Annotated in this window: 11 protein-coding genes; 5 read left to right on the top strand and 6 right to left on the bottom strand. The window is 45.0% G+C overall.

Going from position 1 to position 13,153, the window contains the following annotated elements; all coding sequences use genetic code 11:
• Positions 1–134: 134 nt before the first annotated feature.
• Positions 135–1,283, bottom strand: a complete 1,149-nt coding sequence (locus tag ITG12_RS25275; protein ID WP_005428461.1) for an S-(hydroxymethyl)glutathione dehydrogenase/class III alcohol dehydrogenase — start codon at positions 1,281–1,283, stop codon at positions 135–137.
• Positions 1,284–1,570: 287 nt separating this feature from the next.
• Here ITG12_RS25275 and ITG12_RS25280 point away from each other — a divergent pair, with 287 nt between their 5' ends.
• The 4 genes from ITG12_RS25280 to ITG12_RS25295 all read left to right on the top strand — a co-directional run bounded on the left by ITG12_RS25280 (position 1,571) and on the right by ITG12_RS25295 (position 6,348).
• A complete protein-coding gene (locus ITG12_RS25280) occupies positions 1,571–2,377 on the top strand; it encodes an arylamine N-acetyltransferase (protein ID WP_248874420.1) in 807 nt (268 codons plus the stop codon).
• Positions 2,378–2,617: 240 nt separating this feature from the next.
• Positions 2,618–4,774: a metallophosphoesterase gene (locus ITG12_RS25285; RefSeq protein WP_248874422.1), complete on the top strand. Its 2,157-nt coding sequence runs from the start codon at positions 2,618–2,620 to the stop codon at positions 4,772–4,774.
• 122 nt (positions 4,775–4,896) lie between these two features.
• Positions 4,897–5,409, top strand: coding sequence for a GNAT family N-acetyltransferase (locus ITG12_RS25290; RefSeq protein ID WP_104046535.1), 513 nt, complete (start codon positions 4,897–4,899; stop codon positions 5,407–5,409).
• Positions 5,410–5,478: 69 nt separating this feature from the next.
• Positions 5,479–6,348: a LysR family transcriptional regulator gene (locus ITG12_RS25295; protein WP_038869734.1), complete on the top strand. Its 870-nt coding sequence runs from the start codon at positions 5,479–5,481 to the stop codon at positions 6,346–6,348.
• Between the two features lie 67 nt (positions 6,349–6,415).
• Here ITG12_RS25295 and ITG12_RS25300 read toward each other — a convergent pair whose 3' ends face one another.
• From ITG12_RS25300 to ITG12_RS25320, 5 genes are all read right to left on the bottom strand, one after another.
• Positions 6,416–7,252: a hypothetical protein gene (locus ITG12_RS25300; protein ID WP_038880222.1), complete on the bottom strand. Its 837-nt coding sequence runs from the start codon at positions 7,250–7,252 to the stop codon at positions 6,416–6,418.
• 242 nt (positions 7,253–7,494) lie between these two features.
• Complete coding sequence (locus ITG12_RS25305; RefSeq protein ID WP_050568857.1) at positions 7,495–8,361, bottom strand: LysR family transcriptional regulator; 867 nt, start codon at positions 8,359–8,361, stop codon at positions 7,495–7,497.
• Between the two features lie 218 nt (positions 8,362–8,579).
• Positions 8,580–9,353: a siderophore-interacting protein gene (locus ITG12_RS25310; RefSeq protein WP_038880225.1), complete on the bottom strand. Its 774-nt coding sequence runs from the start codon at positions 9,351–9,353 to the stop codon at positions 8,580–8,582.
• A gap of 233 nt (positions 9,354–9,586) precedes the next feature.
• The gene (locus tag ITG12_RS25315; RefSeq protein ID WP_038880228.1) at positions 9,587–11,509 is read right to left on the bottom strand and encodes a S9 family peptidase; all 1,923 of its coding nucleotides are present in this window, start codon (positions 11,507–11,509) and stop codon (positions 9,587–9,589) included.
• A 281-nt stretch (positions 11,510–11,790) separates the two neighbouring features.
• A complete protein-coding gene (locus tag ITG12_RS25320) occupies positions 11,791–12,375 on the bottom strand; it encodes a LysE family translocator (protein WP_038880231.1) in 585 nt (194 codons plus the stop codon).
• A 149-nt stretch (positions 12,376–12,524) separates the two neighbouring features.
• On the opposite strand from ITG12_RS25320, the gene ITG12_RS25325 reads away from it, so the two are divergent.
• Positions 12,525–12,965 carry an Lrp/AsnC family transcriptional regulator gene (locus ITG12_RS25325; protein ID WP_050568861.1) on the top strand — a complete coding sequence of 147 codons (441 nt, stop codon included), beginning with the start codon at positions 12,525–12,527 and terminating at the stop codon, positions 12,963–12,965.
• The last annotated feature ends 188 nt before the right edge of the window (positions 12,966–13,153 follow it).

The following is a 13,153-nucleotide window of genomic DNA, read 5'->3' on the forward strand; positions in this document are numbered from 1 at the left end:
CAATGATTTTCTAACGGCGGACAAGACCGTTAAGACAGCGGATGGCTCTCTTCCCGAGGAAAACGTGTCCAGAGAGAAGAGAGCTTATTTCAAATTTTCAAATATCAATCACATTACGTGAGTTGTATCTTGGATTATTTATCCATGTGAAGAACAGTACGGATAGATTCACCTTTGTGCATCAATTCGAATGCTTCGTTCACGTCTTGTAGACCCATAGTGTGCGTGATGAATTCTTGGAGACCGAATTCGCCAGCCATGTAACGGTTTACGATTTCTGGAAGCTCAGAGCGGCCTTTAACACCACCGAAAGCAGAGCCACGCCATACACGACCAGTTACTAGTTGGAATGGACGAGTTGAGATCTCTTGACCTGCGCCCGCAACGCCGATGATTACCGACTCACCCCAACCTTTGTGACAACACTCAAGAGCTTGACGCATCACGTTTACGTTACCGATACATTCGAATGAGTAGTCAACACCACCGTCTGTCATCTCAACGATAACGTCTTGGATTGGTTTGTCGAATTTCATTGGGTTGATGCAATCAGTTGCGCCAAGTTGTTTTGCTAGCTCGAACTTGCTTTCGTTGATGTCGACACCGATGATTTTGCTTGCACCAGCCATACGTGCACCGATGATTGCAGAAAGACCGATACCGCCAAGACCGAATACAGCAACTGTGTCGCCTTTTTCAACTTTAGCTGTGTTAAGTACCGCACCCATACCAGTGGTTACGCCACAACCTAGAAGACAAACTTCTTCAAGTGGCGCTTCTTTGTTTACTTTCGCTAGTGAGATTTCTGGAAGTACAGTGTACTCAGAGAAAGTAGAACAACCCATGTAGTGGAAGATTGTCTCACCATTTACAGAGAAGCGGCTTGTGCCATCTGGCATTAGGCCTTTACCTTGTGTTTCACGTACTGCCTGACATAGGTTAGTTTTGCCAGATTTACAGAACTTACACTCACCACATTCAGCTGTGTAAAGTGGGATAACGTGGTCGCCAACTTCAACGCTTGTTACGCCTTCGCCAACCATCTCAACGATACCGCCACCTTCGTGACCAAGGATTGAAGGGAAGATACCTTCTGGATCGTCACCTGATAGTGTGAATGCGTCAGTGTGACAAACACCAGTTGCTACGATACGAACAAGAACTTCGCCCGCTTTTGGAAGTTGTACATCAACTTCTTCCATTTTAAGTGGCTCACCTGCAGCCCATGCAACCATTGCTTTTGATTTAATGTGAGTTTGACCTGGTTTGATTTCAAGTGCCATTGGATGTTTCCTTTATATTCTCAGTATGTAGAGTGACGTCATAAGCGTAGTTGAGAGTTTCTCTCTACGCTGCGTCGTTTTGTTGGTGCCCATTTTAGGTGTTTCACGAAAAATGATAATCCGGTTAAATTGAAAATGATTTTTACGTAAATGTAATAATGGGCGATTGGAACCGTTATTTATGCAAGCAAATAAGTAGCAGAAAAATCGCATTGTCGTTTGACCTCAACTACGGTTGAGGTTTTATTGTGTCGCCCATTGCGAAGAAACAGCGAGTTAGGATCACAATGAACAATACAGATTTACAGGCTTACTTAGATAAAATAGGTGTTGCACAAGCCTTAGACATCAGCATTAATTTATTGTTCAGGTTGCATATCAATCAACAGCGAAAATTTCCATTTGAAAACTTTGATATTGCATTGGGGAGAGGCGTATCTATCTCTGAGCGAGACATTATCGACAAGCTGGTCTATCACAACCGTGGGGGATATTGCTTTGAATTGAATGGATTGCTTTTAAGAGTACTGCAAAAGGTGGGATTTGATGCTAGACCGCTTTTAGGTCGCGTGCACTTATCCGGTACGCCCTCAGGTAGAACGCATCAGTTTACTTTGGTCACAATGGGCGATGAAAAATGGATTGTCGATGCTGGCTTTGGCTCGAATACGCCGAGAGCACCATTGCCATTCGTACTTAACCAAGCTATTCATACCGATATTCAAACATTCCGCTTTATTGAAGACGAGCGCGTTGGCTATATGTTGCAAGTTCAATCATATGACAATGAAAACCAGTGGCTTGATATGTATAGCTTGGATTTTGAACATGTGTTTGATGGCGACATTGTTTGCGGTAATCACTTTGCTTCTACGTCACCCACGTCGCGCTTTACGTCTAGTCGCGTAGCCACGCTGCCTACGGAATCGGGGATCATCACACTGGCAAATCATACGTTAAAGTATCGAGAAAATGACAAAGTGGTCGAGGTAGAGCTTAACGGAGGCCCTGAGTATCTATCGGCATTAAAAGCGCATTTTGGTATTGAGCTAGATGCCGAGTACCAAGACTTAAAACCGTTACCTCAGCTATAACGATTCTGAATGACTGAGCCATTGATGTTTAGTTGGAAGTATAGTGAACATCAATGGTTTAAATCAGTCTATGATACGTCGATTATTGGTTTAAGTTATTGATTAAAAAGAGTGTGAACGAGAGTCACAAATTCTATTTAGTTACGATAAGTTGTAAGAAAGTCGCAACTTAATTGTCATTTTTTCCACCTAAGCTCCTCGCCCGATTTCAAATTATTACTCTTTATCGGGATGGGAAAAATGAAACGCAGTACATTGACCGTACTCTCCGGTCTGATTGCAGCTACTCTAGTTGGTTGTAATTCAGACTCTTCAAGCAGTGATACACCAGAGCTCGAAGCGCCAGTTCAAGTGGCGTTTATGCCAGACATCCACTTCCACGATGTATATGGTGACTTCCAAGACGGCTCTTTCCAAGGTCTCTACACCAATGCCAGCGGTAAATATGCGACGATTCGTACCATGCAGTCGCAGATGGAATCGACGCGGTTGTTTAACGAAAACTATTTCGCGATGATCGCTGCACTGGATGACGTGGTAGAGCGCGGAATTAAATATGTTGCGCTACCAGGGGATTTCAGTGATGACGGCCAACCTGTGCACATGCGTGGGTTAGTGAAAATCTTTGACCATTATCGTGAGACTTATGGTCTTGAGTTTTTTGCTGCACCGGGCAACCATGATCCCAACAAACCTTTTACCGTGGCAGCGGGCAAATCTGATTACCTTGGTGAGGGCGGCAAGAAACAACGCATCTTTAGCCGAGGTAAGGATGAGTGTGTTGATTACGAAGGCGAGTGGGGGATCATTCCCGGTGAAGGCGACAATTTAGACACCATCTGTACGGAAGAGGTACAAGAGTGGGGCTACAAAGAGATCATGGATATCCTTGGTACGCACGGTTTCTATCCTCAAGAAGATTATTTGTATTTCGAAACGCCCTACAGCAGTGAAGAAGCTCGTAACAACTATTCATATGAACTTGCCGCCGAAGAAGCCGCTTATGATAAGCGCATGTTTGAGATTTGCCACCAAGGGACGGGCGGTGAATACAAACAAGACGGTTACACCAACTGTGCGGTGGTGCCAGATACCAGCTACTTGGTAGAGCCAGTAAAAGGCTTATGGTTGTTGGCGATAGATGCGAACGTCTACAAGCCAAAAGACACCTTGGTAGAAGATTCCATCAGCGGCGATGACTTCGATGGCTCCAGCAGTGCAGGCTACAACATGATGCTGACCCACAAGCAGCACGTGATTGAGTGGATCAGTGAGGTCGTTAAAGCGGCAAAAGAGCAGAACAAAACACTTGTGTCGTTCAGCCATTTTCCAATGACGGATTTCTATAATGGTGCATCCGAAGACATTGAAGACTTGTTCGGAGAAGGAAGCCATCAGTTATCTCGTGAGCCAAATGACGATACCAGTAAAGCACTTGCAGCGACGGGGTTGAGCATTCACGTTGGTGGCCACATGCACTTTAACGATACGGGTAAAAAGAGTTACATGATCGATGGCGTTCAACACACGCTTTTCAACATTCAAGCCCCTTCTCTGGCGGGCTACATTCCAGCTTATAAGCTATTGAATATTCGTCCTGATCATCAAATCGAAGTGGAAACTGTCGTGATCGACAAAGTTGAAGGCTACAACGAGTTGTTTGAGCACTATGCACGTGAGCATGAACACCTGACTGAACAAGCAGGTGATGATGAAACTGCAAAGGCGAGCATTTGGAATAAAGAGATTCTTGAAGCTGAAAGCTATTATGCTCTGACTGATTGGCACATCCGAGAACTGACGCGTCTGCGCTTCCTACCAAGTGATTGGCCACTGGAAATGCGTGAAATGCTTTTGCACATGGATGGTGATGATATGTTGATCATGTCTCAGCTTTCTACTCAATTTACCGTGTGTCAGTTAGCGAAAGAGCTAGGGTACGACATCGTTAATTGTGATGAAAACGCGGTCGTAGATTATGAGCAATTCCAGAAAGATTGGCAGGCGGCGACGCAACAAGCTCAAGCGATTGCTCAACAGGGAGGCTTTAATCTTGATGACTTTGCTGCATGGAATGGTGAAGAGCTAGCAACAGATTTCTACCGCCTGCGTAATGCCGATGAACTGGCTTTCCGCGATATTGAAGAAGCACAGCTATTGCAATACGAGTTGTTAAGTCGAGAGCTGGCGGAGTTCGCGGGAACGGTCGATTCTGAACTTGGTGACTTAGGTGAATACTCGGTTGGTGAAGTCTTCCGATCCCGTTTTGGTAGCCTATTTGTGATCCTAGAGAAGTTTGCAACGGGACAAGCCAGTGACCACTTCTTGATTGATACTGAGCAGCAAACATTGACGGATTTAAAAGGCGAAGTGAAGCGAGATATTCTCAAACACTGATTTGCCTATATGCAATAAATGGAAAGCGCAGCTCAGTCTGCGCTTTCTTTATTTGCGCTATATCTCAGTAAGTTATTTGCCAAAAGTTTACCTTTAATTATGAAGAATAGATGAGGTAAATCATGCGGTTCGAATACTTATTAGATGATGACGTCACCCCCGCACTCGATGCCAAGCTAAGAACGTTACTCGCTACTTGTTTCACCAAAGAACAAGATAAAATCTTCCGAACTCAGCGCTATTTTCAAGAGATGCCTCGCCATCGTTACCTTATTTGGGATAACACTCAACTTGCGGCTCATATTGCAGTACATGAAAAGCAGGTGATGATTGACGATCAATCTTTTCCGATCAGCGGCATTGCCGAAGTTTGCGTCCAACCGGAGTATCGCGGCAAAGGGTTAGTGAAAATGTTGCTCAAAGTGATTCATCAAGATGCACTAGAGAGAGGTGATGCTTTTTCTGTGTTGTTTGGGCGAACACAGGTTTACCAGTCGAGCGGATACCAACCTACCGACAATCTAAAGATGGAAGTAAAACCTCGCGAATGGATGAGCACAGAAGACACCATGGTGCTGTCCCTAAATATCATTTGGCCACAACAAGCGGTGCATTTAGTCGGCTATCCTTTTTAAACAGGTTTTCTCTGCATTTAACTTTGTGTGAGAATAAGCAATAAATAGAATTCCATAGGAACCACAACCATGGCGAATTGGGAAGGCGTGAGCGAGTTCGTTGCTGTCGCAGAAACCAACAGCTTCACTGGCGCAGCCAACAAGTTGAAAACATCGGTGGCGCAAATCAGCCGTCGTGTCTCTGCGCTTGAAGAACGTCTAGCCGTTAAATTGCTGCACCGCACTACGCGAAAAGTCTCACTGACCGAAGCGGGGCAGCTCTATTATCAGCAATGTAAACACCTTGTTGAAGGCTTGGAGTTGGCAGAATTGGCGGTAACGCAAATGCAAGCAGAACCGAAAGGTTTGCTCAAAGTAACCGCTCCTGTGACGTATGGTGAGATGAACTTAGCGCCGTTGCTACACCAGTTTATTGAGAAATATCCGCAGGTGAATCTGGATTTGAATCTGACCAACCAAAAGTTAGATTTGATTGAGCAAGGTGTCGATGTGGCGATTCGTCTCGGACGTTTGCAAGACTCCAGTTTGATTGCCAAGCGTTTGTCATCTCGACAGCTTTACGTGTGTGCCAGTCCAGCATATCTAGATCGCTCGGGTGAACCGCATACCTTGTCTGAGCTGAGTCACCACCAATGTTTGGTCGGTACTGCTGATTACTGGCACTTTAAAGAGCAAAAACGTGAAAAGTCTTTACGTGTTTCTGGCCGAATCAAATGCAACAGTGGCTTTGCTTTGGTCGATGCGGCAAAACGTGGTCTAGGTTTGGTGCAACTGCCGGACTACTACGTGCAAGAGGCGTTAGATAATGGCGAGCTGGTGGAAGTGTTAACCGATTACCGCGACGATCGTGAAGGTATTTGGGCGCTGTACCCACAAAACCGAAATCTGTCGCCAAAAGTGCGCTTACTGATTGATTTCTTGGCTGAAAATATGAACTAGGAAAGGTGTCCCCAGCACTTTGCTTATCAGGGGTTATTGATTCGCAAAGGCGGGGACTTGCAGGATGCTACATTCCGAAAATAGTAACTAGCTTGTGGAACGGCTGCGATTGGTGGAATTTATGTATCTGAGTCACTGAACCATTCGGATTTGTTTCTAAAGTTGTTTCTATTTGGAAATAGTTTTCAGGCAAGCCTTGGAAACGTTGCTTTGGAATCATAGTATTTTGCTCGTCATTGCTTAAATCATTCTCAATGGATAGCAGAGCACTACTTTGAAAAATCAAAGGATCAAATAATTGCTCCGCTACTACTTCTTCTACGCCGGATGAAGAGTAGTATTGACGAATAACAAATTCAGAGACATTAAGGTAACTGTCGTTGTTAGGAAAACTCACATTCATTCTATACCCAAAATAACCAATAGACTGGAAGTGGTCCGTTATATCGAACTCTATTTTAGCTGAATATGGTATTTTACTTTCTGATTTATATGACTCAGAGTCAAAAGTGACAGTAAACTTTTTATGAAGGTTATTCCATTTACAATAAATATTGTATTTATCATTAGGTTTATTATCTAAAGAGTAATCCGATTCACAGAAATCATAAATCTCATCATAAGTTTTATTAAAATGATTGGCGACAGTTTGATACATTGATATTCCAGGTTCAATAGGGTGGACTGGCTCTTCTGGTCTTTCTGGCTCAATCGGGTGAACAGGTTCGCTCGGTTCAATCGGATGAACAGGCTCACCCGGTTCTATAGAGTGAACTGGAGGAGCGGGTTCGATTGGTTGAATCGGCTTTATTCCAGTATCAATGTCATTATCACCGCTTGTGTCTGAGGAATTACACGCAACCAAGAATGGCAATATACTCGCAAGCAAAAGAGTTTTTTTCATATTTTTACCTAGTCATTATAAATTCGTTTTGATGAAAAATAAGAACACTCAATTACTATTCCATTATCCTCTTTATTATTTTTTAATTTAAAGAGAAGAGTGATTCCTGACATTACGGTTAATGCCTTTCCTAATATTATTTAAGCCAACTGACGTTTAGATATAAACAGAATAAAAAAGTAAACTTCAGATTTACGATAGAACTATATTCGTATATTACCTCCTCTTTTTCTAAACTGCCTTTATGCGTATTCAGTGATTAATGTCTTTTTCAGCCAATCGGTGGCAATACCGTTGGCTCGAATTTCTGATGTAATCATGTCCACTCGAAACAAATGCCCTTTTTCCCCAAGGCTCGTTTGAACAATAGCTACTTTGTGTGAGTTTCGGTTCGCTAACGCCAGTGGGATGATAGCCCAACCTATATCTTGGCTTACAAGCTCTATGCTTGTTTCAATATCGTCAATTCTGATCTTGTTGACTTCTTCGAGGTCGAGGAAGCGATTGTCCAAATTGAATACACTACTTCGCGTTATTTGAGTGGTGCCTACCAAATCACTTGGTACGACAACTTTATTTTTCAGAGGGTTACCCGGCGCGCAAATTAAACAGGTCTTCACGTGGTCAATAGTTTGATACTGGATCGTACTATCGAAAAAATGCCTTCCAACAATCAATGCTAGGTCTACTTCATCCTCTTCGAGCATGGCAACCACATCTTGGGTTGGGCGTTTATGGAGCACTAATTCCACTTGAGGAAACTGTTGCTGAAACCCAATGATGATTTGTCGCATCTTGTCATCCAGTAACCAGTCATCAATGGCGACCACGACTTTATCCTCAACACCTTGAGCCAAGTGTTCCGCATGGCGCAAAAATTTTCTCTCTGCTGCGAGCACGCTTTTGGCGTAACCGAGCAAATTATCGCCTTCTGCGGTGAGCTTTGGTTTATAGCCGTCACGTGAGAATAACTCGACCGATAAATCGATCTCTAAATCACTGATGGCATTGCTAATCCAAGACTGCGCTTTACCCTGCTTTCGCGCTGCGGCGGAAAAGGAACCAAGCTCAGCGGCATTTACAAAGGCTTTTACTTTATCGGTGTTCATGCTTGCCTCGTCGTTATGGTGGGTAGATTATCGACAGCTTAACGAGGTTAAAAGATAGACTCTATATGGATTTGTTATAGTGATTGAAGTGGTTTTTTAGAGAGAAGAAATGAGTTTGGTTGTAATTTATTGATATTTATAGGGTATAAGAAATAAACGCTGAGCTTTTGACCAACAAACTCAGCGTTATCTATAGTAAAAGTAATATAAAGTTACATTTACTGTTCGTTTAATTCTGCATCTTCGCGCTTGATGACCTTGTGGCCGTCTTCTGATACGCCTTGTTTCCAGTAACTGCTGAGGTAAAGGTTTTCACGCTCCACTTCTTTTTCGTTACGGAAGTATTGGCGTAGCGCGCGCATTGAGTCGAACTCACAAGCACACCACACTGCTGCTTCACCTGTTTTCCATTCCAGCGAGCGAACTTTATCTTCGAGTGATTGCTCGGTGATCCAATGGATTTCCATACCTGCTGGTGCTTCGAGAGCTTGGATATCCGCTTCCGAGATCACACTGATCACGGCATAGCCTGTTGCGTCTTCTGGCAGAGTGCGAATCTTTGCAGACAGTGCTGGCAGTGCAGTCATGTCCGCCGCCATAAAGAACCAATCAGCTTCTGTATTTAGGTTTGAGATGCTGCCCGGGCCTGCGATGTTGATGGTAGCGCCTTCTTTTGCAGACATCGCCCAACGCGCCGCAAAGCCACATTGTAGGTCCTTGGTGATGTGACGTACGAAGTCGACTTCAATCGTGCATGCTTGCGGGTCGAAGCGACGAATGGTGTAAGTACGCATGACTGGGCGGCTGTCTTCTGAGAAGCCTTGAATATCGGTGCCGCCGGTTTCGTTGAACAACAGCTTGATATAGCTGCCTTCGCAATCTTGTGGGAAGTTGCCTAGCGCGTCACCTTGAAGGGTAATGCGCTGCATGTTCGGTGTTACGGCTTGTGTGTTGATGACAACGAGGCTTTTTGGTTGTGGTTTCTTTTTCATTTTAATTCACATTTCACTACGTTTGATAACTATTCTCTTTCTCATCTAAGATTAACAGCATCTCAATAAGGCAGATAGTGTCTTTATCTAAATTTACACTCTGATCTGAGAATCGGCGATTTAATTTCGGTACGCCTCGCTCAAATGAACACTTCGTCGTCTCGCTTTATAAGATAGTCACTGGACAATAAAAAAGGGCACCGAAGTGCCCTTGAGAGAAGAATGGAGCTTGTTTACTGCGTTTGTTCTAACAAATGCGTCTTCAGGAATCGATCCATCGCTTGGTAACCATCGAGACGGTTTTCTAGTGAACGGAAGCCGTGACCTTCGTTCTCCTTAACGATGTACTCCACTTCAACGCCGCGGTCGCGCAGAGCATTAACGATTTGGTCAGATTCACTCTTCACCACTCGTGGGTCTTTCGCGCCTTGCAGAACCAACAGTGGTGCTTTGATTTGGTCTACGTGGAACACCGGTGAGTAGGCTTTCATCATCTTCGCGTCTTCTGGATCTTCCGGATTGCCCACTTGCTCATGCAGCATAGCTAGGAAAGGTGCCCAGTATGGTGGGATAGAATCCATGAAGGTGAATAGGTTAGACACGCCAACGTAGTCGATGCCACATTTGTACAGGTCTGGTGTAAACGTCACACCAGCCAATGTCGCGTAACCACCGTAAGATGCGCCATAGATACACACTTCGCCATCTTGTGCGTAACCTTGGTCAATCGCCCATTTTACGCCGTCCGTAATGTCGTCTTGCATCGACTGACCCCATTGCTTGAACGACTTCTCCCAAAATTCACGGCCATAACCCGTTGAGCCACGGAAGTTCATTTGCAGTACTGCGATACCACGGTTGGCAAACAACTGAACTTCTGGTTGGAAGCCCCAGTGATCGCGAGCCCAAGGACCGCCGTGCGGAAGAACAAGCAGTGGCAAGTCTTTCGCTTCACGACCTTTTGGTAACGTTAAGTAGCCATGGATGGTTTCACCATCACGAGCGGTATAAGTGATTGGCTTCATCTTCGCCATGTCTTCTGGCTTATGCCAAGGTGCGTTTGCAGCTAACTTTTCAAGTTGGTCTGAATCGCGATCGTAGTAGTAGTAATTTGGACGGTCGGTGTCGCTGTAGGTCACGACAATCATTTTTCTCTCGTCGCGAGTCGTGTTGTTCACCGAGATTTCAACGCCCGGAAGCTTTTCTTGCAGACGCTCAAAAGTCTCTTCATAACCTTTATCAAGGTAATGGTACTGACGCTTGTCCGTCACATAAGAGATCGTTGTGAGCTTGTTGAGTGCGTTTGAGTAACTTGCACTGGTGACGTCCACTTCTGGGTGAGAGAAGATCTCGCGCACTTCTTTGTTAGCCTTCACATCATATTCGATGATCGCTGATTTATCGCGAGTGATACGTGAAGCAACGTACAGGTTCTTGTTATCTGGTGTAAATGAGATTGGAGAGAAGTCTTCTTTGAAGGTGAGGTTCTTCAATGGACGGAACTCTTCATCCACGGTGTCACGATAGAGGACTGCGGTGTTTACGCCGTCTGACGTCGAAATCACGCGAATGTTACCATCGTGGTCCGTACCCCAGTAACGCACGTTGCCTGGGTTTTGAGCAACCAGCGTGTTTTCACCGGTTTTCAAGTTATGACGATAAACATCAAACACTTGCGGGTTACGTTCGTTAGTCGTGATAAGAATGTCGTCAGGCTGACTTTCTAAGGTGTCGATAACATAAGCCACGACATCGGACGTTGGTGTGATGGTTTTCTCTTCGCCCGTTTTTACGTTTACCGTAACGAGGTAGAAGTTTTCATCACCACCCGTGTCGCGAGAGTAGATGACGGTGTCATCGCCAACCCAGTAGTAGTAAGCGATGTCGCGATCGACTATGGATGTGATGCGCTTGACTTGATCGGCTTTGCCCACGGGATGAACAAAGACGTTTTTACGATCTTGCCACGGTTTCATCATCGAAATGTAATCGCCAGCAGGGGAGATTTGGTAGCTCGATACTTCTGAATTACGGAAGAAATATTCCACCGGATATTCTGGCGGAATGACCTCTGCGGTCGTGGTGGTCGAGGTTTGGCTACAACCCGAAACGAGTAAGCCAAAAGCGGTAGCAAGAATGAGCTTGCGAGTACGCATTGTGTAACGCTCCTTGTGTGACAGACCTGTCAGCATCGTGCTTGTCGGTCAGAGTGAATCGATTGTCGCGGCAAAATACAGCGGCGTGACAAAGCAGTGACGAAGTGCGCCCAATCGCTAACTCAGCTCAGGCGAGTGCTTATTAAGTTTTCATGTTTTAGTCACTGCTGTTGCTACTATGACCCAATCCATTCGTGGAAGTGGCGATTATTTGTACTTACCGAACAAAGGACTAGCTAAAACTTGGTATAAGTCACACTTATCTTTCATTGTTTTGTTATTTATATCATTGGGATAGTCGACAAAAGCAAAAGCGCTGCCATGCCATAGTTGAAGCCTTTTACGCGTTTAGACGTGGTCAACCAACGTTGAAGTTGCATGCCTGCCGCCGTCCAAAAAGTCACAGAAGGCAGGTTTGCTAAGCAGAAGATGCCGGCAATAAAAGCCAGTTCTAGCCAAGATCCGCCGCTGCTGTATACGGTGATGGCAGTGAGTGCCATGGACCAGCCTTTGGGATTCACCCATTGAAACGCCACTGCACCCAAAAAGCTCATTGGTCGGTAATCATCTTTGACTTCAGTCTTGCTGCTGGTTGCTATTTTGTACGTGAGGTACAACAAGTAAGTCAGGCTCATTACCTTGAGGACGCTATGCGTGATCGGATACGCATGAAACAAGCCCATAAGACCAATGCCAACCAAAATCAGCATCGCGGCGAAACCCAGTGTGATGCCTAACATGTGTGGGATAGTGCGCTTAAAGCCGACGTTAGCGCCAGACGTCATAAGCATGATGTTGTTCGGTCCTGGAGTGAAGGTCGAGACAAACGCAAACAGTGCCAACGCACCAAGTTGATGGTATTCCATAATGTGTTCCTGCATTTCTGTTTTGCCTGCGAATCAGCAGGCAAGGGATTACGTTTTCTGACCGGTCGAGAACAATGATAGGTAGAAGCGCCATCAATTTTGTGCTTTTATTTGACGAATACTCACTCGCTAAACAACAAAAGAGCATCATGGATAGATTTGACGAAAGAATATTGCAAGCGCTGAAATCAGACGGAAGAATCTCCAATGTGGACCTGTCTGAACGAGTTGGATTATCGCCATCCGCGACCTTGCGCCGAGTGCAAGATTTGGAGCGAAAGGGCGTGATTAAAGGCTATAGAGCGGTGCTGGATAATCAACAAATGGGCGTCGGTTTTGTCGCGTATGTGTCAATAGGCTTGGCATCGCATTCTAAACACGCGCAACTAGGCTTTGAAGAGCACGTTCGATTTGTCGACCAAGTTGTCGAGTGCCACAACATTACGGGTTCTAACGAGTATCTATTAAGAGTCGAAACTCAAGACCTAGCGGCGTACAAAGCGTTTCATGCCGATGTTCTTGGGGAATGCGAACACGTAAAAGCCATTACAACCATGGTGGTGATGGACACGCCAAAAGATGAGCGATAGCTCGTATAGAGAACATTGTTTTGTGGCACATCAATTTGAAGTGACTCGAAAGAGTCAGTCGAGTATGAGTAAAGTCCACATAAAATGCTGGAAAGCAGTCTGCAATCTGACAATTCCAGTATTTATTCTCACCTTCTAAATAATCTCATCCTGCTAGTTTTTCTACGTCGCTGCCCGGTTCGCGTGCA

Origin of the sequence: Vibrio sp. ED002 (genome assembly GCF_023277445.1) — a bacterium.
Classification (GTDB): Bacteria; Pseudomonadota; Gammaproteobacteria; order Enterobacterales; family Vibrionaceae; genus Vibrio; species Vibrio jasicida.